The 24,730-nt window shown below is 69.2% G+C and carries 23 protein-coding genes and 1 tRNA gene; 12 read left to right on the top strand and 12 right to left on the bottom strand.

Annotation, left to right across the window (positions count from 1 at the left end; genetic code table 11):
• Positions 1–133: 133 nt before the first annotated feature.
• Both ACIBA9_RS23190 and ACIBA9_RS23185 read right to left on the bottom strand, forming a co-directional pair.
• The gene (locus ACIBA9_RS23190) at positions 134–337 is read right to left on the bottom strand and encodes a cold-shock protein (RefSeq protein WP_398462404.1); all 204 of its coding nucleotides are present in this window, start codon (positions 335–337) and stop codon (positions 134–136) included.
• Between the two features lie 462 nt (positions 338–799).
• Complete coding sequence (locus ACIBA9_RS23185) at positions 800–1,174, bottom strand: hypothetical protein (protein ID WP_399365759.1); 375 nt, start codon at positions 1,172–1,174, stop codon at positions 800–802.
• Between ACIBA9_RS23185 and ACIBA9_RS23180 the strand changes: the two genes are divergently transcribed.
• The gene (locus ACIBA9_RS23180) at positions 1,149–1,688 is read left to right on the top strand and encodes a hypothetical protein (protein ID WP_399365757.1); all 540 of its coding nucleotides are present in this window, start codon (positions 1,149–1,151) and stop codon (positions 1,686–1,688) included. The two genes, ACIBA9_RS23185 and ACIBA9_RS23180, sit on opposite strands and share 26 nt — an antisense overlap.
• On the opposite strand, the gene ACIBA9_RS23175 is transcribed toward ACIBA9_RS23180, so the two are convergent.
• Genes ACIBA9_RS23175 through ACIBA9_RS23165 form a run of 3 tightly spaced genes read right to left on the bottom strand, consistent with a single transcriptional unit; the run spans position 1,596 to position 4,509 of the window.
• A complete protein-coding gene (locus tag ACIBA9_RS23175) occupies positions 1,596–2,930 on the bottom strand; it encodes a Dyp-type peroxidase (protein ID WP_399365755.1) in 1,335 nt (444 codons plus the stop codon). The two genes, ACIBA9_RS23180 and ACIBA9_RS23175, sit on opposite strands and share 93 nt — an antisense overlap.
• 20 nt (positions 2,931–2,950) lie before the next feature.
• Positions 2,951–3,964 (bottom strand): hypothetical protein, encoded by a 1,014-nt coding sequence (locus ACIBA9_RS23170; RefSeq protein WP_399365753.1) that lies wholly within the window; start codon positions 3,962–3,964, stop codon positions 2,951–2,953.
• 11 nt (positions 3,965–3,975) lie between these two features.
• Positions 3,976–4,509 (bottom strand): hypothetical protein, encoded by a 534-nt coding sequence (locus ACIBA9_RS23165; RefSeq protein WP_399365751.1) that lies wholly within the window; start codon positions 4,507–4,509, stop codon positions 3,976–3,978.
• A 501-nt stretch (positions 4,510–5,010) separates the two neighbouring features.
• On the opposite strand from ACIBA9_RS23165, the gene ACIBA9_RS23160 reads away from it, so the two are divergent.
• Positions 5,011–5,277, top strand: a complete 267-nt coding sequence (locus tag ACIBA9_RS23160) for a CopG family transcriptional regulator (protein WP_399365749.1) — start codon at positions 5,011–5,013, stop codon at positions 5,275–5,277.
• Complete coding sequence (locus ACIBA9_RS23155; RefSeq protein WP_399365747.1) at positions 5,274–5,717, top strand: PIN domain-containing protein; 444 nt, start codon at positions 5,274–5,276, stop codon at positions 5,715–5,717. Before ACIBA9_RS23160 ends, ACIBA9_RS23155 begins: the two co-directional genes overlap by 4 nt.
• Positions 5,718–5,888: 171 nt before the next feature.
• On the opposite strand, the gene ACIBA9_RS23150 is transcribed toward ACIBA9_RS23155, so the two are convergent.
• A tRNA-Gly gene (locus ACIBA9_RS23150) sits at positions 5,889–5,962 on the bottom strand.
• A 554-nt stretch (positions 5,963–6,516) separates the two neighbouring features.
• On the opposite strand from ACIBA9_RS23150, the gene dcd reads away from it, so the two are divergent.
• Complete coding sequence (dcd, locus tag ACIBA9_RS23145; RefSeq protein WP_393902887.1) at positions 6,517–7,092, top strand: dCTP deaminase; 576 nt, start codon at positions 6,517–6,519, stop codon at positions 7,090–7,092.
• A 13-nt stretch (positions 7,093–7,105) separates the two neighbouring features.
• Entirely contained in the window at positions 7,106–7,615 is a 510-nt protein-coding gene (locus ACIBA9_RS23140) for a phosphoribosyltransferase (protein WP_399365744.1), read from the top strand.
• A 366-nt stretch (positions 7,616–7,981) separates the two neighbouring features.
• Here the strand turns inward: ACIBA9_RS23140 and ACIBA9_RS23135 are convergent, their stop codons facing one another.
• Positions 7,982–10,570 (bottom strand): ATP-binding protein, encoded by a 2,589-nt coding sequence (locus ACIBA9_RS23135; RefSeq protein ID WP_399365742.1) that lies wholly within the window; start codon positions 10,568–10,570, stop codon positions 7,982–7,984.
• 342 nt (positions 10,571–10,912) lie between these two features.
• Here ACIBA9_RS23135 and ACIBA9_RS23130 point away from each other — a divergent pair, with 342 nt between their 5' ends.
• Positions 10,913–11,644, top strand: a complete 732-nt coding sequence (locus ACIBA9_RS23130; RefSeq protein ID WP_399365740.1) for a hypothetical protein — start codon at positions 10,913–10,915, stop codon at positions 11,642–11,644.
• 104 nt (positions 11,645–11,748) lie between these two features.
• Here the strand turns inward: ACIBA9_RS23130 and ACIBA9_RS23125 are convergent, their stop codons facing one another.
• The 3 genes from ACIBA9_RS23125 to ACIBA9_RS23115 all read right to left on the bottom strand — a co-directional run bounded on the left by ACIBA9_RS23125 (position 11,749) and on the right by ACIBA9_RS23115 (position 14,999).
• Positions 11,749–12,054: a hypothetical protein gene (locus ACIBA9_RS23125; protein ID WP_399365738.1), complete on the bottom strand. Its 306-nt coding sequence runs from the start codon at positions 12,052–12,054 to the stop codon at positions 11,749–11,751.
• Between the two features lie 371 nt (positions 12,055–12,425).
• Positions 12,426–13,466, bottom strand: coding sequence for a YIP1 family protein (locus ACIBA9_RS23120; protein ID WP_399365736.1), 1,041 nt, complete (start codon positions 13,464–13,466; stop codon positions 12,426–12,428).
• Between the two features lie 51 nt (positions 13,467–13,517).
• Entirely contained in the window at positions 13,518–14,999 is a 1,482-nt protein-coding gene (locus ACIBA9_RS23115) for an FG-GAP and VCBS repeat-containing protein (protein WP_399365734.1), read from the bottom strand.
• A gap of 312 nt (positions 15,000–15,311) precedes the next feature.
• On the opposite strand from ACIBA9_RS23115, the gene ACIBA9_RS23110 reads away from it, so the two are divergent.
• Positions 15,312–15,638, top strand: coding sequence for an antibiotic biosynthesis monooxygenase (locus ACIBA9_RS23110; RefSeq protein ID WP_362149990.1), 327 nt, complete (start codon positions 15,312–15,314; stop codon positions 15,636–15,638).
• Here the strand turns inward: ACIBA9_RS23110 and ACIBA9_RS23105 are convergent.
• Together ACIBA9_RS23105 and ACIBA9_RS23100 are read right to left on the bottom strand one after the other, a co-directional pair.
• Positions 15,635–16,582, bottom strand: coding sequence for an RNA polymerase sigma-70 factor (locus ACIBA9_RS23105; RefSeq protein ID WP_399365731.1), 948 nt, complete (start codon positions 16,580–16,582; stop codon positions 15,635–15,637). The genes ACIBA9_RS23110 and ACIBA9_RS23105 overlap by 4 nt on opposite strands.
• Before the next feature lie 190 nt (positions 16,583–16,772).
• Positions 16,773–19,052 carry a heterodisulfide reductase-related iron-sulfur binding cluster gene (locus tag ACIBA9_RS23100; RefSeq protein ID WP_399365729.1) on the bottom strand — a complete coding sequence of 760 codons (2,280 nt, stop codon included), beginning with the start codon at positions 19,050–19,052 and terminating at the stop codon, positions 16,773–16,775.
• 298 nt (positions 19,053–19,350) lie between these two features.
• Between ACIBA9_RS23100 and ACIBA9_RS23095 the strand changes: the two genes are divergently transcribed.
• From ACIBA9_RS23095 to ACIBA9_RS23075, 5 genes are all read left to right on the top strand, one after another.
• Entirely contained in the window at positions 19,351–20,370 is a 1,020-nt protein-coding gene (locus ACIBA9_RS23095; protein WP_399365727.1) for an MraY family glycosyltransferase, read from the top strand.
• A 94-nt stretch (positions 20,371–20,464) separates the two neighbouring features.
• Positions 20,465–22,312, top strand: coding sequence for a molecular chaperone DnaK (gene dnaK, locus ACIBA9_RS23090; protein WP_362149994.1), 1,848 nt, complete (start codon positions 20,465–20,467; stop codon positions 22,310–22,312).
• Positions 22,309–22,971 (top strand): nucleotide exchange factor GrpE, encoded by a 663-nt coding sequence (grpE, locus tag ACIBA9_RS23085; RefSeq protein WP_399365725.1) that lies wholly within the window; start codon positions 22,309–22,311, stop codon positions 22,969–22,971. Before dnaK ends, grpE begins: the two co-directional genes overlap by 4 nt.
• A 39-nt stretch (positions 22,972–23,010) precedes the next feature.
• Positions 23,011–24,186, top strand: a complete 1,176-nt coding sequence (gene dnaJ, locus ACIBA9_RS23080) for a molecular chaperone DnaJ (RefSeq protein WP_362149996.1) — start codon at positions 23,011–23,013, stop codon at positions 24,184–24,186.
• A gap of 5 nt (positions 24,187–24,191) precedes the next feature.
• A complete protein-coding gene (locus ACIBA9_RS23075) occupies positions 24,192–24,641 on the top strand; it encodes a heat shock protein transcriptional repressor HspR (RefSeq protein WP_399365722.1) in 450 nt (149 codons plus the stop codon).
• Positions 24,642–24,730 lie beyond the last annotated feature (89 nt).

The raw sequence follows: 24,730 nt of genomic DNA, 5'->3' as shown, positions 1-24,730 counted from the left end.
CGAAATGAGCGGCGCAGAGAATCGCGAGAACGAGCCGGAAATGACGGATGCGAAGCACCCGGAAAACAAAGCAAGCCGGGGCCCGCACCCAAGGTGCGGGCCCCGGCGGCAACGTGTGTCAGTTGCCGGCGCTTCAGGCAGGAACGATGTTCTCGGCCGTCGGGCCCTTCTGGCCCTGCGCGATGTCGAACGACACCTTCTGGCCTTCCTGCAGCTCGCGGAAGCCCTGGGCGGCGATGTTCGAGTAGTGGGCGAAGACGTCGGCGCCGCCGCCGTCCTGCTCGATGAAGCCGAAGCCCTTTTCGGAGTTGAACCACTTCACGGTGCCAGTAGCCATTTTGTTTCCCCTTCGGAGACGGTGTACAGGAATCCACCCTGTGCGGATTCCGTGTCGCCGTGATGATCAGCCGTCGGAAAAACCTTCTGGCAACCACACCTGCAACTGGCGTCGACAGTAGCACGTCGACACCGGCCCTGCCGGAGAAATAATTCCGCCCCGCCTCTCGCCTCAGGAATAGTTGTCGGACGCCGCGCCGGTTTCTCGCTTCGCGACCACAGATATTTTCTTCCGGGCCGCGGTACCACTGCCGGGCGTTTCCGCCCGCAACGCTGTGACCTCCTCCGACGGCATGAGGCGACCGCCCTCGCCGTCGCCGGACGAGACACCGCCGAAGGTGCCGTGAACCGAGGAGGAACGAGACGCAGACCACAGGCGAGGACGATGGCGCCTCGCCGAGGCGCAGCCTCTGCCGTAGAGGTGGGCGCTCGTCGGCCTGCCCCGTCGATGGGGATCAGCGAGTCATCGCCGGTCCTGCGTCAGCGCCTCGGTCTCCGCTGATGTGGAGGCCTTGCGCCGGCTGCTGAGGAACGTGGCGATCGGAAGGGCTGCCGCCAGGCCGCTGACGAGGATGGCCGCGAGTGCGCCGAGGATGGCGGGCTGGTCGTCGAAGACGATGCCGATCGCGGCCAGTGCGGGACCGGCGTTGCGCACGGACACGACGCCGCCCATGGTGGTGCGCCGCACGGCCGGCCCCGTGGCCAGCAGTGTTCCTGCGGCGAAGGCGATGGCCGAGAGCAGGAACCCGGCGAGGAGGGCGAGGGAGCCGAGGAGCGCGTACACATGTGCCCCGCTGCCCGAGGGGAAGCCGATGGAGACCCTGCACCTGGTACTCAACGCAGTCACCGTCATCTTCATAGCGGCCACCATGTTCGCCGCCGGCCTGGGCGGCCCCTTCGGAGCGAAGCTCGCCATGGTCCAAAGCGGTGACGTCTTCGCAGGCGCGGCGATGCAGGTGCTGCTCGCCGCCATCGGCAGCGTCACCTTCGCCCCCACCGTCAACGGCCTCCTCACCGCCGCCGACGCGGGCACCAACGTCTCCCTCGACGTGGGAGCACTGGTGCGGACCGTGGCCCTGCTGCAACTCGTCCCCTTCGCCATCGGCCTGCTGATACGCCGCTACGCCGAACCCACCGCACGGTCATGGCACCCCACGGCGGCGGCCGTCTCCAACGTCACGTTCCTGATCGTGCTGGCGGGGATGCTGCTCGGCAGCGGGGCACATGCGTACGGCGCCGGGACGTCCGTCCGCGGGCTGTCAGTCGTGCAGATCGCCGAGCCAGCGCAAGGCGGTCAGGCTCGGCAGGAAGCAGTACTCGCCGCCCCGCGTGACGACGAAGCGCGGCAGTGAGGCGAGGCGTCGGCGCAGCGGCCGCCGCGGGATGGTGAAGTCGTCGGAGCCGTCGCGGGTTCCGGTCACGGGGTCCTGGGCGTTGTTCGCGCCGAAGAAGACGCCGTCGTTCATCCACTGCGACTGGACGAACTCGAACTGCCGCCCCAGGTGCGCGCCGATGAACGCGAACATCAGGCCGCGGTCGGCTCCGTCGTCCTCCAGCACCCCCTCCGGCAGCGGCGGACCGTAGACGGCGCCGCGCCGGATCATGCGGTGCAGCCGCACCTCTCCCGCCACCGCGGCGTCACGGGGGTTGGCCCGGCGGATGTGGCAGCCGCCGGGAGTCTTGAACCCGGACGGGTCGTCGGCGTCGTACAGGAAGGTGTTACGTCGGTGCGGGTCGGCGCCGAGGGCAGGGTCGTCGGCCTGCGGTGCCAGCGCCAGGGGAGCGCCGCTGCGCCAGCGTCCCATGATCTTGGCGGCGACCAGTTCCTCGTCCTGGGGGCCGCTGGTGTTCTCCTTCAGATAGCGGCGGAACCCGGCGACGTTCTGGTGGAGCTTGCGGAAGACGGCGTAGCTGCCGTTACGTCCCAGCACGGTCGGCCGCGGGGTCTGGATGCCACCGAGTTCGTCCGGATAGCCGAGGACGAACTCACCGGCCTTCAGCGGTGTCTCCAGCTGGTTGGATCCCGGTATGCCGCTGCCTTCGACGGCCGGATGGCTGACTCCGTCGCGGTAGCCGAAGTGCTCGGTCTCGGTGGGCAGCGCGTAGCAGTCCTGCCGCCATATCGCCGTCACACCGGAAAGCCGGTCGTAGGCGGGTCGGGCGCGGTCGACGGCCGCCTCCAGACGGGCGGGGTCGGGCGCGACCGCCGTGATCACCACGTGCACGGCGGGGCCGCCCAGCGGCGCTTCCCAGTGCTCCGGGCCGCTGTCGCCCACATCGCCCAGTGCTTCGGCGCGCGCGGCCATTCCCTGCCGGAACTCCCAGGCGAACGTGTCCAGCGAGGCGCGCGGCACCCCCAGCACCTCCAGGCCGCGGCAGGTGACGGCCACGCTCACCCACGTCTGTCCGAGTGGGCTGACGGAGTCCGCCGCGGAGGTCACCGCGGTACTAGCGCGCCGCATCAACTTCCGCCCGTCACCCGGGTCGTCGATGCGGAAGGCGAGGTAGGTCGCCGCGTACGGCGTCGGCCGCGGACTGAGCACCCCACGCTGGATGTCCTCGAGTTCCAACCCGACGTCCGTGTGCACGCTCACCGTTGACCTCCAGGCCGGTCCTACGCGGAGACCAGGTTGCGCCAGAAGTTCCGCAGGCTGTCGTCGCCGCCGAACAGGGAACTGAAGATCGTCGAGTCCGCCAGCAGCAGGTCGGCCGCGCGGTCACCGCCGGGCGGCATCCACAGGAGCATGTTGAACTCGGTGTTGCCGGCCTCGGTGAACGGGTGCGGCCTCGAAGTGTCGATGGGCTGCCTGGCCAGCACACGGACCGCGTCCGGGTCGTCGGTCGTCACGTCGTAGTGCGGCAGGTGCATGTGGAAGTTGAAGTTCGTCACCCCTTCCAGCCAGCCCTTCGGATCCAGATCCCGGACCGTGGTCAGCGGGGCGATCTGATTGCCCTCGCGGGTGGCCGGCCGCAGTCCGTACCGGTTCATCACCGGCACGTCGAGGCCCTTCATCAGGTCCCTGACGTAGGTGGCGAACCGCTGCTGCCGAGGCACCAGTGGATCGCCGTGGTGCCGGTACTCCATCTCGCGGACCTTCAGGTCGTCCGAGGAACCGACATCGTGATGCGGACCCAGGACGAGACGGGCGTCCTCCCGGGCGAGGAACGCCCGCAGGGCCTCGATCTCCCCGGGCCGGGCCTCCTGCTCGGTGACCGCGTGGTCCAGCCCGAACACGAACAGCACGTCGGTGTCGTCGAGCACCCGCTCGTCGAGCGGTGTGAGGAAACCGGCCTGGTCGATGCGTTGATACACCGGGACGGGGTGTCCCGTGACCTCCTCGACGAAGTCCTGGAACGGCACCCACGCCCAGAAGAACAGCTCCAGGGAGCCGGCGATGCCCTGCTGGAACCGGTAGGGGTCCGACCACTTCGCATCCTCGTACGCGGGCCAGGTCGCCCGCCTGACCTCGGTCATCGTGGAGAAACGGTTGTCCAGCTCGGCCGCGTTCCGGCCGGCCTCGGCCGGATAGCTCCACGAGACGTACACGCTCACGCGCCGCCCGCCAGGGGTGTACTTCCGGGCAGCGTGCCGCTGGTTGTACGTGCGCGCGGTCCTGACCTCGCTCATTTCGCTCAGCCTCACTGCATCTGGTCGAGCATCTCCGACAGGGCGCTCTTGATCCGCAGAGCCTTCTTGATCTCGTCCGCCGTCACATACGGATACTCTCCGTACTCGATGAAGCTCGGACAGTGGTGTTCCCTTACGAAGCGCACGAACGCCTCGGGGTTCGTCCGCCAGTCCTCGGGAAATCCCTCGAGGTTCTCGAAGGCGGTGCTCACGCCCGCCCTGCTGAAAAGCGCGACCGCGTCCTCGGTGTATTTGTCGAAGTCGGTGTCGAAGATCCCCTGGTACATGAAGCGGGTGTCGTCGTCGAAGAGAACCCAGCGCAGATAGTGCAGTTTCAACGGCGCGAGCAGGTACGGATCCTGCTCCAGCGCCTTGGCCAGGATGTGGCCGTGCTCCCGGATCGCGTCGGCCCTGCCCGGTTTGACGTCCGCGATGATCGTGAACCCGTAGCAGGCCGGAGTCCTCGGAAAGACGGGGCCGTACTTCCCCTGCTCCAACTGGTCGGTCTCCTTGGGGATGACGACCGCTTGCGGTTTGATCTCCATGACCGCTCCTCCGCATTCCACGGGCCGGAATCCGCCTCCAGCGTGGCACCGGGGGGCCGCCCGCGCCTGCCGAGCGGGCGGGGGACTGACGGTCACGCCGGCCCGGGTACGGTCACGCGCCTTTCGCCTGTCTCGGCGGCCAGGTAGGCGGGCGCGTCCTGCTCCGCCCGTTGCTTGGCCGCAGCCCTCTCCGCGCGGGCCGGCCGCCCCACACCTTGAAGATGGAACATCCGGGCTTCGGCGAGCGCCCAGGACAGGCTCAGCTCGGGGGCGTCAGGGATGGCGGGCGGCTGCGCCGCGGGGAGATCGTGTCGTACGCCGCGTACGAGTGTGCCGTCGATCGCCGCCGAGAGAACTCGACGCGTAGAAGGGGCCGAGCCCGGTCGACCAACAGTCTGGCACCCGGAAGGGCCTGTGAGGTCGGCTGGGCCGCTCCTCCTCGGCCACGGGACACGGGAAAATCGGGATACATCAATCTGGTACATGGACTACGCTTGGTACATGTCCATGAAGCGCACCAACGTCTACGCCGACCCCGAGGATCTGGCCATCATCAAGGAGGCCGCCAAGCGCCGAGGTATAAGCGAGGCCGAGATCATCCGCCAGGGCATCCACCTTGCCGCCATGGCGAACAGGGTCTGGGACGAGCCGCTGTTCTCGCGCACCTTCGAAGGGCCGGGGCGCACCCTGTCCAAGTCGGAGGTCCGCGACACGGTCGGCGACGCCGTCCGGCGGGAGACCGGCTCGGACTCTGGATCCGCCGCGTGATCATTGTCATCGCCGATACGTCCGGCCTTCTGGCAGCCCTGGACTCGGCTCATCCTGAACACCGGGCGGCGAACGAGGCCATCATGGCGGCGGGCCTACTGGTCATGTCCCCGCTCCTGCTGGCCGAACTGGATCACGTGGCGACGCGCGAGCTCGGCAGGGAGGCTGCCCTCAGCGCGGTGGACGACCTGCGGCGCTGGATGAGCCGGGGTCGTGTCGTCATGCCGGAGATCACGGAGGACCACCTGGGCGCCGCCCAGTCCGTCCGTGTCCGCTACCGCGCGCTGGACCTCGACCTCGCCGACGCGGTGAACGTGGCGCTTGCCGCCGACTACGACACGGACGCGATTCTCACCCTCGACCGACGAGACTTCCGGGCCGTACGCCCGTTGGGCCGCCACAAGGCGTTCCGGGTGCTGCCCGGCGACCTCCCGCTCTGACACAGGCTCCGAGGGAGTCAAGTGCCTGCTCCTGCCATGGACTTGTGCGCCGCCCACGGCGAAAGCACGTGCAGGACGGGTGCCCGCCATCGCCCAGGGATGGTGAGCTGAGGCCTCGCCTCCAGTTCATCCCAACGAAAAAACCCCAGGCCGCTGACCTGGGGTTTCACATGGAGCGGGTGACGAGAATCGAACTCGCGCTCTCAGCTTGGGAAGCTGATGTTCTACCATTAAACTACACCCGCGTAACTCGGATTGATGGACCCGAAGATCCGGTGTTCCGACGCTCGCTCACTGTACATCATCGCGGACCCCGGGTGCTTCGACCCGGGGGCCCGGGGTCGTTTCAGGGGTGGGATCCGGCTGCGGGTGGCCGGAGTTGGGGCGTACGGTGGGGCGGTGGAAGAGGGGCCGGGCGTGGCCGGAGTGCCGCCTGGAGAGTCGTCTCTTTGATCCCGTAATGTGGCTTTTGTCGTCAGGCCGGTCGAGCCCGACGAGGCTCGTGGGGAAGGGACTTGAGGGACTTGATGGAACACACCGTCGTCCGTTGCGCGGATGGGCACGTCTTCAGCACCACGTCGTTCCCGATGCAGCAGGCCGAGCGCCTCGGGCCCGGGCGGCTCGTGAGGTGCCCCCGGTGTGCCCGGCTCCGCAGCGCCGTGCCGGTCACCCTGCAGAAGCGCTGACGGCGCCCTCGGCGGGACCAGCGGTGAGCGGGGCGTGACGCCCCGCGATACCGGCGGGCGCGCGGAGTCGCCGCGATTGTCGGTGCTCCGCGCGCCTTGCGTATCCTCGCTACGTGCTTCTCTCTGACAAGGACATCCGGGCCGAGATCGACGCCGGCCGGGTACGGATCGATCCCTATGACGAATCCATGGTGCAGCCGTCGAGCATCGACGTACGGCTGGACCGGTATTTCCGGGTGTTCGAGAACCACCGGTACCCCCACATCGACCCCTCCGTCGAGCAGACGGATCTGACGCGGCTCGTGGAGCCCGAGGGGGACGAGCCGTTCATTCTGCATCCGGGCGAGTTCGTGCTCGCCTCGACGTACGAAGTGATCTCGCTCCCCGACGATCTGGCCTCGCGGCTGGAGGGCAAGAGCTCGCTGGGCCGGCTGGGCCTCGTCACGCACTCCACCGCCGGGTTCATCGACCCCGGCTTCAGCGGACACGTGACCCTGGAGCTGTCCAACCTCGCCACCCTGCCCATCAAGCTGTGGCCGGGGATGAAGATCGGCCAGCTGTGCATGTTCCGGCTGACCTCGCCCACCGAGTTCCCCTACGGCAGCGAGCGCTACGGCTCCCGGTACCAGGGGCAGCGCGGCCCGACCGCCTCGCGGTCCTACGTCAATTTCCATCGGACCCAGGTGTGAGGGTGGCCACGGCATGAGCGACGTGCGGGAGAATCTGACGTACGAGGGCTTCGGCACCGCCGTGCGCGAACTGGCGCAGACCATCGCCGACGACGGGTACGAGCCGGACATCGTGCTCAGCATCGCCCGGGGCGGGGTCTTCGTCGCGGGCGGCCTCGCCTATGCCCTGGACTGCAAGAACATCCACCTGGTGAACGTCGAGTTCTACACCGGCGTCGGGACGACCCTGGACATGCCGGTCATGCTGGCACCGGTCCCCAACGTCATCGACTTCTCCGACAAGAAGGTGCTCATCACCGACGACGTCGCGGACACCGGCAAGACGCTCAAGCTCGTACGCGACTTCTGTCTGGACACCGTCGCCGAGGTGCGCTCCGCGGTGGTCTACGAGAAGTCCCACTCCCTCGTGAAGTGCGAGTACGTCTGGAAGCGCACGGACGACTGGATCAACTTCCCGTGGTCCGTCCTGCCTCCGTGCCGCAAGGCGGGTACGCCGATCACCCCGTCGAAGGACGCCCTGTAGAGGCGCTCGTACGGCTAGGACGAATGTCGTCCAGGCCGTCCACGATCCGCACGCTCGGCGGGTGTGCGGGCGTGGGCACCTGGATGAGAACGGGCACGTATTCGACGTCCCCGTGCCGGAACTCGGCCTTCCACGAATTCCGGTAACAGACGATCGTGCTCGCGTCGTCACGCGTCGCATAACACCGAAGCGCCGACCTCGCGGCCTCGCCCTCCCCCGCAGGTGCCGATGCCGTTGCCGCCGCCGATGTCGGGGCGCCCCATGTGCACAGGGACACGAAACAGGAGAGCGCGGCCATCAGGCCCGCACTTCGCGCGGCTGCCCTTCTCGTCGTCTTCGTCACCTGGCAAGGCCCCTTTCACCGTCTCAACGCTCGGGGTGGTGAAGTCTGCGGGCGGCTTCGTGGCGGGTGTGCACGCCGAGTTTGGTCAGTACGGCGCCCACGTGATGCCCCGCGGTCTTGGGCGTGATGTAGAGGCGGGCGGCGATCTCGGCGTCCGACAGGCCCTCGTTCAGCAGCTTCAGGACGTCCAGCTCCCGGTTGGTCAGCCCGTACGGGTTGGCCCGGGTGGCCGCGCGTGGACCGCGCCGGATCGGGCGGACGCCGCGCGTACGCATCACGGCCCGGGTGCGCGCCACGGCCGGCCTGGCACCGAGCGCCTCGAAGGCGGCGAGGGCCTGGTGCAGCGCCGGCGCGTCGCCGGACAGCCGGGCCAGCGCGGCGTCGTAGGGGCAGCCGAGCTCGTCCCAGTGTGCCGCCGCGCCGGCCCAGTCGCCGGCCAGCTCCAGCGCGTGGGGTTCGGCCGCCGGCACCCGCGGGGGCGTTGCTCCGGTACGGCGGATCCAGCAGGCCAGGGGACCGGACAGCCAGGGATGGGTGCGCTTCGCCAACGCGGCCAGACCGTGGTGGGCCTCCGCCCGCACCCGCTCGTGATCACCGGCCAGCCAGGCCGCCTCGACCCGGGCCTCCCAGCCCAGACCCGTGTCCAGCAGGCAGCTCTCGTCGACCAGGTCCGCCGCCTGCTCCAGCGGCGGCCACACCTGGGACATGCCCTTGCGGGCCCGCACCAGGCCGAGGACCGTCAGGGCCAGGGCCTTGCCGACCGGTGGCGAGCCGGGATGGGAGAGGACCCGCTGCGCGGCATCGGCGGCCTGTGTCCACAGGCCCTGGTTCAGCAGGCCCCAGCAGCCCCAGGCCCGCGCGCACAGCAGGTAGGACAGCAGGTCGCGATCGAGGCAGTAGGTCTCCGCCCGGCTCACGGCGGCCGCGCCCCGGCGGGCATCGCGCCGCAGCGCGGCAAGCCGGCACAGGCCGAGTGCCATGAAACCGGTGTCCACCGGCAGATCCCGCGCCATCGCACCGGACAGCGCCTGCTCGCAGTCCTCCCAGCCGTGCCCTTCGGTCAGCAAGCGGGCCGCCGCGGCATGGAAGCGTGCCTGGACGACCACCCCCGCGTCGCCGAAGCGCTCGCCCAGGGCGGCCGCCTGCTCGGCGTAGGCGGCGGCCCTCACCGGCCCCTCGTGTTCGTGGCAGGCCAGCTGGCAGAGATTCAGATGCGCCCGGCCCAGTTCCGCGCTCGGCCCCAGCCCTTCGAGCACCCGTACCGCTTCGAGGCCGGTCTGCCTGGCCTCGGCGGTCCGCCCGGCCGACCACAGCCAGTACGACAGCCGGCGCAGGTCCTCCCCCTCGTGCGGCCGGTCACCCAGCGCACGGCGCAGCCGCACCGCCGTACGGCCGGAAGCGATCCCCTCTTCCACCCGGCCGGACAGCAGACAGGCCCGCGAGTGGCCCTCCAGCAGAGCAGTCCGCTGCTCGGGGGGCAGATGGTCGGCGTAGCGCAGGGCGCGGGAGTACTGGGCGGCGGCTTCCCGGTGCGCCCCCGCCGAGGCGGCATGCGCGGCCGCCGCAGGCGCGTACTCGAGTACGGCGGCCGGGTCCCCGGCGCCCTCGGAGTGATCGGCCAGCAGTGCGAGATCGTCGGCCGCGACCGGGCCGGACCGCATCACCGCCAGCACCTGCCGGTGCACCTGAAGGCGGTAGGCGGCGGGAACGGTCTCCAGCACCGCCAGCCGGGTCAGCTCGTGGCGGAACTCCGTCACCTGCCCGTCGGTGCGTACGATTCCGCAGGCCACGGCCTCTACCAGCGCTGATTCGGGAGCCGGAAGGATGCCGGCCAGCAGCGGCGAGGAGGCCCGTCGCCCCAGGACGGCCAGCACGTCCACGACCAGCCGCGCCGAGGCCGACAGGCCGGACAACCGCCCCGCGACGGTCTCGCGCACCGTGGCCGGTATGGGCTCGGTGGGGGCGGCCAGGATCGCGGCGACGATGAACGGATTGCCGGCGGAGACGTGATAGAGCCGCTCGGCGTCGACAGCGTGCCCGGTGGCCAGCCGGGCCACGGCCCGGCGACTCAGGGGGGCCAGGTCGTGGCGGTACACCCACGGATAACCGGCCAGGGTGCCGAGCAGCGTCGTCAGGTGGTGGGTCCGACCGATCTCGTCGTCCCGGTAGGTGGCCGCGACGAGCGCCGGGACGCTCGGCAGGCGCCGGGCCAGGTAGCGCAGCAGGTCCATCGTGGCCTCGTCGGCCCAGTGGACGTCCTCCACGACCAGCAGGCTGGGATAGGCGCTGAGATCGGTGAGCAGACAGTCGAAGACCTCGTCGGGACGGCAGGTGCCGGCCTGCACCCCGGTCAGGGCGGTCCGCGCCGCCCGGCCCAGGTGTGGGGCCAGATCCATCAGGGGGCCCAGGGGGCGAGGAGTGGCCAGCGGGTCACAAGCGCCCACCAGCACCCGGATATGAGGATCGGCCAGTCGGGCCAGGTGGTGGACGACGGCGGTCTTACCGATGCCGGCCTCACCGCGCACAAGGGCCAGACGTCCAGGGCCGCCCACCGCCGCCTGCAGGTGACCGGCGAGGTCCTGGAGCACAGCATCTCGCTCTAGCAGGTCCATCACCTGCCAGTTTCCCTCCGTGGCCGTAGCCGCGCAAAAGATCCAGACCGATCAAGGCGGGTCGGCTGGTGGGGTGTCGTCGCCGAATGCCGGGCGGGACGTGGGGTGCGCCGGCTGGAACTTGGGGTGTTCACCCGATGTTTCCCCGGTGACCACAGCGCATGCTGGCGGAGGAGTTCCAAACCCCGGTTCCCCGCGCCTCCGAGAAAAGACTCCGCAGTCCGCTGCGTCTTGAGATCTCTGGGTGAGGCGGTGGGAGCCTCAGGGCTCCGGAGATCGCCTCCGTAATCGAATTGGGGCCGCGAATCGGCCGGTCTCAGTAGTCACCGGAAAGGAATCATCATGCAGAACTTCGCGAAGCGTGCGGCGCTGCTGACCGCATCGGCTGCCCTGGCTGCCGGGGGTGCCCTGGCGCCCTCCGCCGCCTTCGCCACCCCGGCGCCCACAGGAACTCACGCCGCAGCGCCGGCCGCCAGCGGCAACAACAACAACAATAACAATAACAACAACAACCGAAAGAGCCGCGCGAACAACAACAACAACAATAACAACAACCGGAAGGGCCGAGCGAACAACAACAATAACAACAATAACAACGGAGGACGGGGTAACAACAACAACAACAATAACAACAACGGCGGGCGGGGCGCGAACAACAACAACAATAACAACAACAACGGCGGGGGCGCGAACAACAACAATAACAACAACAACAACGGCGGGCGGGGCGCGAACAACAACAATAACAACAACAACGGCGGTGGCGGGAACAACAACAACAATAACAACAACAACGGCGGGCGGGGTGCGAACAACAACAACAATAACAACAACAACGGCGGGGGCGCGAACAACAACAATAACAACAACGGCGGAGGCGGCAACAACAACAATAACAACAACAACAACAACGGCGGGCGAGGCGCCAACAACAACAATAACAACAACAACGGCGGGGGCGCGAACAACAACAACAATAACAACAACAACGGCGGTGGCGGGAACAACAACAACAATAACAACAACAACGGCGGTGGGGGCGCGAACAACAACAATAACAACAACAACGGCTGAACTTCAGGATCCGGCGGCCAGGTGGGTGGAAGTCACCGGCCGCCGGACCTGCGCGTGCGTGGCGCCCCCTGGCGGAGTCCGGTGTTACCGCCGGGGCCGGCGCCTCAGTGCTGGTTGCAGTTGATGTTCTGGTTGCCGCTGAAGGTGTTGGTCGTCCCCTCCTGCCCCTTCGGGCAGATCTGCAGGTTGAAGAGCGACAGGTTGTCCAGGAGCGACAGCAGGCCGCCCGGGGCCTGGGCGCTGACGTTGTTGTTGTTATTGTTGTTATTGGTCGCAGCGCCGTTACCGTTGTTGTTATTGTTGTTGTTGTTCGCGATCCCGCCGTTGTTGTTATTGTTGTTATTGTTGTTGTTCGTGGCTCCGCCGTCGGTCGAGGTGCCGCCCTTCGCCTGCTTTGTCTGCGGCACCAAGTGGGAGAGCTTCAGGAGCGGCGTGTTGCCCAGAACCGACAGGAGACCCCCGTCTCCTTGTGCCTGAGCGCCGCCGGCGCTGAGGAGAATCGCTGCCGTCGCCGTCGCGCTGATCATGGAAAACCGCTTGGTGAGCTTCACCCTAACGACCTTTCGTCATTGTTGCCGGATTCCGAGTCGCAATGGACAGGATGACGACAATGGCTTTGAAGGAACGCCAGGCACGCGGCGACACCCGCCTTTTCCCCCGTACAGCCCCAGCCCCAGCCCCGACCCGTCCCCGGCCCGGGAACTCGTGGCGGGGCAGACGAAAGGGCCCCCGGCTGGTCGCGCCGGGGGCCCTTTCGTCTGTCGGGGGGGGATCCGCTGTGTCAGAACGTGCCCAGCTTCACGATCGAAAGCAGGGCGATCAGCTGGATCGCCGACGCGCCCAGCGCCTTCGGCCAGGGCAGGTCGTGGGAGCGGGAGACCATCAGGGTCAGCAGGAAGCCCGCACCGATCCAGGTGGCCCAGCCCAGCAGCTGGACGAATCCGGCGTCACCGCCGACGAACATGGCGACGACCAGACGGGGCGCGTCCGTGAGCGCCGAGATCAGCATGGACAGGCCCACCGTCGGCTGCCACGCGCCGTCGCCGCCGAGCTGGCGGGCGAGTGAGTGGGTGACCACACCCAGGACGAACAGGCCCAGCACCATCACGACCGCCGTCACGAGCACGATCGGGACGGCGTTGGAGAGTGTGGCGCTGATCGCGTCGGCACGGGCTCCGTCGAAGCCGAAGACGGCGAGCAGGCCGTAGAGGAAGGTGACGGTGAGGGCGGGGCCCCACATCGTGTAGTCCCGCATGCGCAGGAAGGTCTGGTTCGGGGACAGGACTATCCCCTTCAGCAGTTCCTTCCAGTGCAGGGGCGGGCCCAGGGGTGTCGAGGGTGCGGCGGCCGTGCCGGCCTGATAGGTCGCGCCCTGGGTGTAGTCGGCCGCTTCACCGACCGAGAACGCCTGGGTGTGACCCGGGTTGTTGGCCGCGTACGGATCCGGTGTGCCGTGCCCCGCGCCCGCGTATCCGGCGTTGTCGCCGAAGTACTCCGGCCCGTCGTCGGGCCGGCCCGGGTAGCCGTACGACTGCCCCGCCTGCGGGTACGGTCGCTGCGGCGCCGGCGGGTAGCCGTACGAGGGCCCGGCGGGCTGCCCGTACGAGGGTCCCGCGGGCTGTCCGTACGACGGGCCGCCCCCGGGCCGCCCGCGCCCCTGCGACGGTCGCTGCTGCGGCGCCTGCTGTCCTTGGGGGGTGCGGTTGTCCCGGCCCCCGCGTCCGATCCTGAATCCAGCCACGTCCTCGAACGTACCTGGTCCCGAAGGGCGGTGTGCCGGACCCGGGTGTCCGGGCCCGGCTTTGCTGCCGACCTGTGACATCCCCTAAGGGTGCGCCCCGGGGACGCTTCAGGGGTGGGTCGGCGGTCGGCGTCAGTCGGCGAAGATGCTGCCGACCTGCGGGGTGCCCGTGGTGGAGACGCCGAGGGTGCCTGCGCCGATGAAGCGGCTTCCCGAAGTGGTGATCTTCGTGCCGTCGGACGGCAGGTAGGTCAGGGCACCGTCGCCGGCGTCCTCGTTGGCGCCGATCACCAGATCGGCCTTGCCGTCGCCGGTGACGTCGTCGAGCTTGACGTCGACGCCGAAGAGGTCGTTCTTCTCGTTGCCGCCGGGGACGCCGGTGGAGTTCTGGTTGAACGACTGGGCGCCGGACGCGGTGTTCACGCCGGACGCCGAGCCGTACAGGACGGTGACCGCGCCGGTGTCGGTGACGCCGTCGATGTCCTCCAGCGGGGTGCTCACGACGAGGTCCTGGTAGCCGTCGCCGTTGACGTCGCCGAGGTCGAGGTCCCAGCCGAAGGAGTCGCCCTTCTCCGAGGTGCCGGGGACGTTGCCGGTGTTCTGGTCGATACCGGTGGTGGACGCCGGGCCGGAGGCGGAACCGTAGGTGACGTTCACCCGGCCTCCGGTGGAGGCGTCCGGGACGGGGGTGCCGTCGGACAGGGTGGCGTCCCAGCCGGCCCCGCTGACGATGTCGCCGAAGTGGTCGCCGTTGATGTCGCCGATCGCGGTGATGATGCCGGGCTTGAGGGCCTTGGCGGTGGAGCCGCTCAGACCGTTGGCGGAGCCGGGCAGCCAGTAGTTGGTGTTCCAGCCGTACTGCGACTTGGTCTCGTAGCCGTCGACCACGAGGTCGGTGCGGCCGTCGCCGTTGATGTCACCGGCGGTCAGGCTCAGCGGGCCGAACGGGTAGTCGTTGCTGCCGTTCTGGATGGGCGGTTTGACGGTCGTCAGGCTGCCCGGCGTACCGGAGCCGCTGAAGCCGCCCTTGTAGAGGTAGAGGGTGGCGGAGGAGCTGCCGACGACCAGGTCGGTCTTGCCGTCGCCGTCGAAGTCGCCGGCGGCGAGATCCTTGCCCCAGTAGTCGTGCGAGGAGGCGGCCGGGTCGACCACGTGACCGGACTTGCCGGTCAGGCCGTTCTTGGAGCCCCAGAGGATCACGACGTCGCCGCCGTTGGTGTCGCTGCCGACCTTCTCGTTCGGGCTGCCGATGGCGAGGTCGTCGTAGCCGTCACCGTTGAAGTCGCCGAACGCCGTCTCACGGCCGAAGCCGTCGCCGGCCTCGGCGGTGCCGGGGACGCCCGTGGTGTCCTGGCTGATGGTGGTGCGCTTGGCGGCGGAGACGCCGGTGGTCGTGCCGTACAGCACGACGACCTGGCCGGCGTCCTTGTGACCGTTGACGTAGGCGCCGGGCGCCGACGCCGCGACGTCGCCGATGTGGTCGCCGTTGAAGTCGGCCTTGGCGACCGTGGCCGAGTCGGCGGCGGTCGCGGGTGAGGCGGCGAAGGTGAGCAGGCCGCCCGTCAGCGCGGCCGCGGTGGCCGTCGCGAGGGCGAGACGCCTGTGCTTGTGCATGCGGGTTCTCCTGCGGCATGCGGGGGATGCCTGGCGGACATCCACAGTCGATGGGGTGCGGACTGCCCGCATTCGCCGCGAGTCGTACCGCGGTTCACCGGGCGGTCGGCGATCAAGAGACCTGCGCGGGGGCTGGAGGGTTGTACGCGGGTTCGGTGTTTCTTTCGAATCCGGTCGAACCCCCGAGGCCGCCGGCCCTTCCCCCCGGTACTCCCTCTGTTCGCTTCCCGATCCGCGTGGCGACCACGAGACCGGGAGGTACGGGACGGACCTTCGCGTGATCCGGGGACCGTGGTGGGACAGGATGGGTGCATGAGCGTAGTGAAGATCAACGTGCTGACCGTTCCCGCCGAGCAGCGGGAGACGCTGGAGAAGCGGTTCGCCTCGCGGGCCCACGCCGTGGAGAACTCCGACGGCTTCGAGTGGTTCGAGCTGCTGCGGCCCGTCGAGGGCACCGACCAGTACCTCGTGTACACGCGCTGGCGTGACGAGGAGTCCTTCCAGGCGTGGATGGAGGGGCCGATGAAGTCCGCGCACCAGGGCGGCGGCGAGGGCGGCGAGCGGCCCCGGCCCGCCGCCTCCGGCTCCACGCTGTGGTCCTTCGACGTGGTGCAGCAGGCGGGACCCAAGGGGGCCTAGGCGTCTCCCCGTCCCCCGGGGCCCGGTCGGCGGCTCGGCCTGCGGCGGATCTCGCGGTCGACCGCCCAGGCGTCTCCCACCGGGCCCAGATGGCCCAGCTTGTCGGGGTTGAGGACCGTGCGGATCGCCTGGATGCGGCCGTCCAGTACGTCGAGCGTCAGGGCGTTGAGGACCGCGCCGTCGCGGTCCCGGACGATCGCGCCCGGCTGGCCGTTGATCTCCCGCGGTTCGAGGGTCACCTCGGCCCGGGCCATCCGGGGGAAGGCGACGGCGAGCAGCCGGGCCACCTTCTCGGCGCCGACGACGGCACGCGCCAGCTGGGGGGCCTTCCCGCCGCCGTCGCCGGTCATCGAGACGTCGGCGGCCAGGAGGACCTGGAGGCCGGCGACATCGCCCTCGCGGAGAGCCTCGAAGAAGCGCGACGCCAGTTCCTGACGCTCCCGGCGGTCCGCCTCGAAACGGGGCCGCCCCTCGGACATATGGCGCCGGGCCCGCACGGCCAGCTGGCGGCACGCCGCCTCCGAGCGGCCCACCGCCGACGCGACCTCGGGAAAGTCGAAGTCGAACACCTCCCGCAGGACGAACACCGCCCGCTCCAGCGGGCTGAGCCGTTCGAGCAGCAACAGGGCGGCCATCGACACCGAGTCGGCCAGCTCCGCGGACCGCGCCGGGTCCTCGTAGGGGTCGGCGAGCAGCGGCTCGGGGAACCAGGGTCCGACGTACGCCTCCCGGCGGACCCGGGCCGAGCGCAGTACGTCGATCGCGATCCGGGTCACCGTGGCCGAGAGGAACGCCTTGACCGACCGGGGGCGCGTCGGGGAGGCCTCGTAGCGCAGCCAGGTCTCCTGGACCGCGTCCTCCGCCTCGCCCACCCGGCCGAGTATCCGGTAGGCGATCGAGAACAGCAGCGGCCGTAGCTCCTGGAACTCCTCGGTACTGCTCATCGCGGTTCCCCCTCCGTGCTCGCCGGTGGCCATGACCCTGGCCGTACGCCCTGGGGACGAGACGGCGGTCCCGTCTGTGACATGCGCGGGGACGCACGCGCGTAGACCCACCCGTGCACACCGCGCCGTACATGCGACGGCGCCCCCTGCCTGTGCGGGTCAGGGGGCGCCGTACGTGGGTGGGCCGTCGTCACTTCACCGGCTCGGGCTCCGGCTCGTTCTGCGAGTCGGCGGTGCCGGCGGGGGGCTCGTCGTCGGGGACCGGGGTCCGGACGGAGTCCAGCAGGAGCTGGGCGACGTCCACGACCTGGATCGACTCCTTGGCCTTGCCGTCGTTCTTCTTGCCGTTGACCGAGTCGGTGAGCATGACCAGGCAGAACGGGCAGGCGGTGGAGACGATGTCGGGGTTGAGGGAGAGGGCCTCGTCGACGCGCTCGTTGTTGATGCGCTTGCCGATCCGCTCCTCCATCCACATCCGCGCGCCGCCGGCGCCGCAGCAGAAGCCGCGCTCCTTGTGGCGGTGCATCTCCTCGTTCCTGAGGCCCGGGACCTTGCCGATGATCTCGCGCGGCGGCGTGTAGATCTTGTTGTGGCGGCCCAGGTAGCAGGGATCGTGGTAGGTGATGATGCCCTCGACCGGGGTGACCGGAACCAGCTTGCCCTCGTCGACCAGGTGCTGGAGCAGCTGGGTGTGGTGGATGACCTCGTAGTCGCCGCCGAGCTGCGGGTACTCGTTGCCGAGCGTGTTCAGGCAGTGCGGGCAGGTCGCGACGATCTTCTTCACGGACTTGGGCTTCCTGGTGCCCTCGTCCTCGTCGTCCTCGCCGAACGCCATGTTCAGCGCGGCGACGTTCTCCATGCCGAGCTCCTGGAAGAGGGGCTCGTTGCCGAGGCGGCGGGCGGAGTCACCGGTGCACTTCTCGTCGCCGCCCATGATCGCGAACTTGACGCCCGCGATGTGCAGCAGTTCGGCGAAGGCCTTGGTGGTCTTCTTCGCGCGGTCCTCCAGGGCGCCGGCGCAGCCGACCCAGTACAGGTACTCGACCTCGGTGAGGTCCTCGATGTCCCTGCCGACGACCGGGACCTCGAAGTCGACCTCCTTGGTCCACTCCAGGCGCTGCTTCTTCGCCAGGCCCCAGGGGTTGCCCTTCTTCTCCAGGTTCTTGAGCATCGTGCCCGCCTCGGACGGGAACGCGGACTCGATCATCACCTGGTAGCGGCGCATGTCGACGATGTGGTCGACGTGCTCGATGTCCACCGGGCACTGCTCGACGCAGGCGCCGCAGGTGGTGCAGGACCACAGCACGTCCGGGTCGATGACGCCGTTCTCCTCGGCGGTGCCGATCAGCGGGCGCTCGGCCTCGGCCAGCGCGGCGGCGGGGACGTCCTTGAGCTGCTCCTCGGAGGCCTTCTCCGTGCCCTCCATGGTCTTGCCGCCGCCGGCCAGCAGATAGGGCGCCTTGGCGTGGGCGTGGTCCCGCAGGGACATGATGAGCAGCTTCGGGGAGAGCGGCTTGCCGGTGTTCCAGGCGGGGCACTGCGACTGGCAGCGGCCGCACTCGGTGCAGGTGGAGAAGTCCAGCAGGCCCTTCCAGGAGAACTGCTCGACCTGGGAGACGCCGAACACGTCGTCGTCACCGGGGTCGGTGAAGTCGATCGGCTTGCCGCCCGACGTCATCGGCAGCAGGCCGCCCAGCGAGGTCTCACCGTTCGCGTTCCGCTTGAACCAGATGTTCGGGAACGCCAGGAACCGGTGCCACGCCACACCCATGTCGGTCTTGAGCGCGACCACGATCATCCAGATGAAGGAGGTGGCGATCTTCAGGCCGGCGAAGAAGTAGGTGAGGTTCTGGAGCGTGGAGACGTCCATGCCGCGGAACCAGGCGACGACCGGGTACGAGATGAAGAACGAGGCCTCGTAGCCGTCGACGTGGTGCTGGGCGCCCTCCAGGGCGTGCAGCGTGAAGATGCAGACGCCGACGATGAGGATGACGGTCTCGACGAAGTACGCCTGGCCGAAGTTGGATCCGGCGAACCGGGACTTGCGGCCGGGCCTGCTCGGCTTGCTCAGCTGCCGGACGGCGATCAGGACGAGGATGCCCAGCACGGTCATCGTGCCGATGAACTCGACGAAGACGTTGTACGGCGCCCAGTCGCCGATGACCGGCAGGATCCAGTCGGCCTGGAACAGCTGCCCGATGGCGTTGACGATCGTCAGCAGCAGGGTGAAGAAGCCCACCGCCACGAACCAGTGCGCCACCCCGACGATGCCCCAGCGGTTCATGCGGGTGTGGCCGAGGAACTCCTTGGCCACGGTGATGGTGCGCTGTGTGGGATCGTTGGTCCTCGTGCCGGCCGGGACCGGCTGGCCCAGCCGCATGAAGTTGAAGATCTGCAGGAGGGCGCGGCCGAACAGTGCCGCGCCGACCACGATCAGGACCAGCGACACGATGATCGCGGCGAGTTGCATTGGGGCTCCTGGGGCGGCCTCGATATTGAACCGAGCGACATTACTAAGCGGTAACTTATGCAGTCCGTCTGAGACTACCCTCATCTTCCTTCCGGATGCAGCGGCCCGCGGGGTGATCTGGGTCGCTGAGGGTCGCCTTTCCTGCGCCGATCGGGCCCGCGAGCGGTCCACGCACGGCCCACGCGCGCGCGGCCACGCGTGGACCCCGAGTGGGCCATACGTACGACTGGCGTAGCCGGCAGGCAATCCGATCGTGTTATTCATACCGAATTGCTACATTCGCCCCTACCTTAGAGCCGTGCTCTACGGGATCGCAGCCGCAACCGCCGCCCTCCTCCTCGCCGCCGTGCTGGCGGCGCTGCTCAGGGTGCCCGCGCTGCGGCTGGGCATCCTCGACCGGCGCCGACAGCGGCCCCTGCCGGTGCTCGGTGGGCTCTCCGTGGTGATCGTCACCTGCCTGGTCGCCTGGGTGGGGGAGTGGACCCGCGTCGCGCCCCTCGGGGACGGGGTCGGCAGGCTGCTGGTCGCCGCCGCCGCGCTCGCCGCGCTGGGGCTGGTCGCGGACGTGTGGCGGCTTCGCGCGCGCGTGTTCGTCGCCGGTACGGTCGTCGCCGCGGCCTGTGTGGTGCCGTACGACGAGACGGGGGTGCTGGGCGGGGCCGCGGCCGTGGCCTGGATCGTGCTCTCCGCCCTCGCCTTCAGGGGGCTCGACCACGCCGACGGGTTGGCCGGGACGGTCGGGGTGATCACCGCGTTCGGGGCGGGCGCCTGCGCGGCCGCCGAGGTGATGGACGGGCTCGCCGTGCTGCTGAGCGTGTTCGCCGCCGCCCTCACCGGGTTCCTGATGCATAACTGGCACCCCGCGCGGGTCGGCCTCGGCGCCTGCGGGTCGCTGTTCACCGGTTTCCTGCTGTCGTCGTCCGTGGTCTTCACGCGCGCGGGGTACGCGATCGGGCCGAGCGCGGCGGTGGTGTTCTGCCTCGGCGCGGTCGCCGCCGCCGACGCCGCCCTGGTGGTCCTGGCCCGGACGGCGGCCCGGCATCCGCTGCTGAGGCGGCGGCCGGACCATCTCGCGCACCGGCTGCGCCGACTGGGGCTCACCCCGCAGGCGTCCGTCGTGCTGCTGGGCGCCGCGTCCTTCGCCTCGGTGGTCGTGGGGGTGCTCGTGCACTCCGGATGGACCGGGAGCGAGGCCGCGCTGTGGGTGGGGGGAGGGGCGCTACTGGTGGTGCTCGCCCTCTTCCGGCTCCCGGTTCAACCACCCCGGCGAGCGGCATCCCCGCAGGTCACGGGGCAGTTGCGTGTAAGGAACGGATAAGACTTGAGTCCGGTTGGCTCAGGTCTGTTGACCCATGGCGTCCGCTCGTGCACACTTGAGTCTGTTCCACTCAAGTCAGCTGGAGGAATCAACCATGGCACGTGCGGTCGGCATCGACCTGGGCACGACTAACTCCGTCGTCAGCGTTCTGGAGGGCGGCGAGCCCACCGTCATCACCAACGCCGAGGGTGCCAGGACCACGCCGTCCGTCGTCGCCTTCGCGAAGAACGGTGAGGTGCTCGTCGGCGAGGTCGCCAAGCGCCAGGCGGTCACGAACGTGGACCGGACCATCCGCTCGGTGAAGCGCCACATGGGCACCGACTGGAAGATCCAGCTGGACGGGAAGGACTTCAACCCCCAGCAGATCTCCGCGTTCATCCTGCAGAAGCTGAAGCGGGACGCCGAGTCCTACCTGGGCGAGAAGGTGACCGACGCGGTCATCACCGTCCCGGCGTACTTCAACGACTCCGAGCGTCAGGCGACCAAGGAGGCCGGCGAGATCGCCGGTCTGAACGTCCTGCGTATCGTGAACGAGCCCACCGCGGCGGCGCTCGCGTACGGCCTCGACAAGGACGACCAGACGATCCTCGTCTTCGACCTCGGTGGCGGCACGTTCGACGTGTCCCTGCTGGAGATCGGCGACGGCGTCGTCGAGGTGAAGGCCACCAACGGTGACAACCACCTCGGTGGTGACGACTGGGACCAGCGCGTCGTCGACTACCTGGTCAAGCAGTTCCAGTCCGGTCACGGCGTGGACCTGTCCAAGGACAAGATGGCCCTCCAGCGCCTCCGCGAGGCCGCCGAGAAGGCCAAGATCGAGCTGTCCTCGTCCACCGAGACCTCGATCAACCTGCCGTACATCACCGCGTCCGCCGAGGGCCCGCTGCACCTGGACGAGAAGCTCACCCGAGCCCAGTTCCAGCAGCTGACGGCCGACCTGCTGGAGCGCTGCAAGACGCCGTTCCACAACGTCATCAAGGACGCCGGCATCCAGCTCGGCGAGATCGACCACGTCGTCCTCGTCGGCGGCTCCACCCGTATGCCCGCCGTCGCCGAGCTCGTCAAGGAGCTGACCGGCGGCAACGAGGCCAACAAGGGCGTCAACCCGGACGAGGTCGTCGCCATCGGCGCCGCGCTCCAGGCCGGTGTCCTCAAGGGTGAGGTCAAGGACGTCCTGCTGCTCGACGTCACCCCGCTGTCCCTCGGTATCGAGACCAAGGGCGGCATCATGACCAAGCTGATCGAGCGCAACACCACGATCCCGACCAAGCGGTCCGAGATCTTCACGACGGCCGAGGACAACCAGCCGTCCGTGCAGATCCAGGTCTACCAGGGTGAGCGCGAGATCGCGGCGTACAACAAGAAGCTCGGCATGTTCGAGCTGACCGGTCTGCCGCCGGCCCCGCGTGGCGTCCCGCAGATCGAGGTCGCCTTCGACATCGACGCCAACGGCATCATGCACGTGACCGCCAAGGACCTGGGCACGGGCAAGGAGCAGAAGATGACCGTCACCGGCGGCTCCTCGCTGCCGAAGGACGAGGTCGACCGGATGCGCCAGGAGGCCGAGAAGTACGCGGAGGAGGACCACGCCCGCCGCGAGGCCGCCGAGACCCGCAACCAGGGCGAGCAGCTCGTCTACCAGACCGAGAAGTTCCTCAAGGACAACGAGGACAAGGTCCCCGGTGAGATCAAGACCGAGGTCGAGGCCGCGGTCGGCGAGCTGAAGGAAGCCCTCAAGGGCGAGGACACCGCCGGGATCCGCACGGCCACCGAGAAGGTCGCCGCCGTCTCGCAGAAGCTGGGCCAGGCCATGTACGCCGACGCCCAGGGCGCGCAGGCCGCGGGCGGTGCCGGTGAGGCCGGTGCCGGCGAGGCCAAGGCCGACGACGACGTCGTCGACGCCGAGATCGTGGACGACGAGCGCAAGGACGGTGCCGCGTGACGGAGGAGACCCCGGGCTTCGAGGAGAAGCCCGACGTCCCCTCCGGCGCGACCCCCGAAGACGCCGAGCCGAAGGCCGCTCCCGAGGAGGGGGCGGCCCCGGCCGGGGACGTAAACGCAGACGCGGGTCTGGTGGCCCAGCTGGACCAGGTGCGTACGGCGCTCGGCGAGCGCACTGCGGACCTCCAGCGCCTCCAGGCCGAGTACGCCAACTACCGCCGCCGTGTCGAGCGTGACCGGGTCGCGGTCAAGGAGATCGCCATCGCGAACCTCCTGACCGAACTCCTGCCCGTGCTCGACGACATCGGCCGCGCGCGGGAACACGGCGAACTGGTGGGCGGTTTCAAGTCCGTCGCCGAGTCGCTGGAGACCGTCGCGGCCAAGATGGGCCTTCAGCAGTTCGGCAAGGAGGGCGAGCCCTTCGACCCGACGATCCACGAGGCCCTGATGCACTCCTACGCGCCGGACGTCACCGAGACGACCTGCGTGGCGATCCTGCAGCCCGGGTACCGCATCGGCGAGCGCACCATCCGCCCCGCGCGGGTGGCCGTGGCCGAACCGCAGCCCGGCGCGCAGACCGTGAAGGCCGAGGACGCCGAGGAGAACACCGAGGCGGCCAAGGCCGACGACAAGGAGAACGGTGGCCCGGAGGAGGGCTGACGTAATCACCAGCGAGGCAGGAGAGGAGGGACGTCGAGGATGAGTACCAAGGACTTCATCGAGAAGGACTACTACAAGGTTCTCGGCGTCCCCAAGGACGCCACCGAGGCCGAGATCAAGAAGGCGTACCGGAAGCTCGCCCGCGAGTTCCACCCGGACGCCAACAAGGGCAACGTCAAGGCCGAGGAGCGCTTCAAGGAGATCTCCGAGGCGAACGACGTGCTCGGTGACCCCAAGAAGCGCAAGGAGTACGACGAGGCACGCGCCCTGTTCGGCAACGGCGGCTTCCGCCCCGGGCCGGGCGCCGGCGGCGGCTCCTTCAACTTCGACCTGGGCGACCTCTTCGGGGGCGCGGGCGGCGGCGCGCAGAGCGGCGGCTTCGGCGGCGGCATCGGCGACGTCTTCGGGGGTCTGTTCAACCGCGGTGGCGCGGGGACGACACGCACCCAGCCGCGGCGCGGCCAGGACATCGACACCGAGGTCACCCTCAGCTTCACCGAGGCGATCGAGGGGGCGACGGTCCCGCTGCGGATGACGTCTCAGCAGCCCTGCAAGGCCTGTTCCGGCACCGGCGACAAGAACGGCACACCGCGCGTGTGCCCGACCTGTGTCGGCACCGGGCAGGTCGCCCGGGGCTCGGGCGGTGGCTTCTCGCTCACCGACCCCTGTCCGGACTGCAAGGGCCGCGGGCTGATCGCCGAGCACCCCTGTATGGAGTGCAAGGGCAGTGGCCGTGCCAAGTCCTCCCGCACGATGCAGGTCCGCATCCCGGCCGGCGTCACCGACGGGCAGCGCATCCGGCTGCGCGGCAAGGGCGCTCCCGGCGAGCGGGGCGGACCGGCGGGCGATCTGTACGTGGCGGTGCACGTCGGCGAGCACCCGGTGTTCGGGCGCAAGGGCGACAACCTCACCGTCACCGTGCCCGTCACGTTCACCGAGGCGGCCCTCGGCGGCGAGGTGCGGGTACCGACCCTGGGCGGACCCCCCGTCACCCTGAAACTGCCACCCGGCACCCCCAACGGCCGTACGATGCGGGCGCGGGGCAAGGGTGCGGTCCGCAAGGACGGCACGCGTGGCGATCTGCTGGTCACCGTCGAGGTGAGTGTTCCGGGTGACCTGTCGGGGAAGGCTCGTGACGCGCTGGAGGCGTATCGCGAGGCGACCGCGGGCGAGGACCCGCGGGCGGAGCTGTTCGAGGCCGCGAAGGGAGCCTGAGAGTGATGGACGGCCGTCGGCGTAATCCGTATGAACTGACCGAGGAGACCCCGGTCTACGTCATCTCGGTGGCGGCCCAGCTGTCCGGACTCCACCCGCAGACGCTGCGCCAGTACGACCGCCTGGGCCTGGTCTCCCCCGACCGCACCCCCGGCCGGGGCCGGCGCTACTCGGCCCGTGACATCGAACTGCTCCGCCAGGTGCAGCAGTTGTCACAGGACGAGGGCATCAACCTGGCCGGCATCAAGCGGATCATCGAACTGGAGAACCAGGTCGCCGCCCTGCAGTCCCGCATGGCGGAGATGCAGGCGGCGCTGGACGGCGCGGCGACCGCGATGCGCCAGCGCGAGGCCGCCGTCCACGCCTCCTACCGCCGGGACCTGGTCCCCTACCAGGAGGTCCAGCAGACCAGCGCGCTGGTGGTGTGGCGGCCCAAGCGGCAGCACGCGGACTGACCTCCGCCGGGGTCTCGGAACAGCGTGGGAAGGGCCCGCGGGCGTCAGCGTCCGCGGGCCCTTCCCTGTCCCGTTCTTTGCCCATCCGG

Source organism: Streptomyces sp. NPDC051452 (genome assembly GCF_044454765.1).
Lineage (GTDB): Bacteria > Actinomycetota > Actinomycetes > Streptomycetales > Streptomycetaceae > Streptomyces.
Note: the sequence above shows the minus strand (reverse complement) of the source record. Positions and strands in the feature narration are given on the sequence as shown.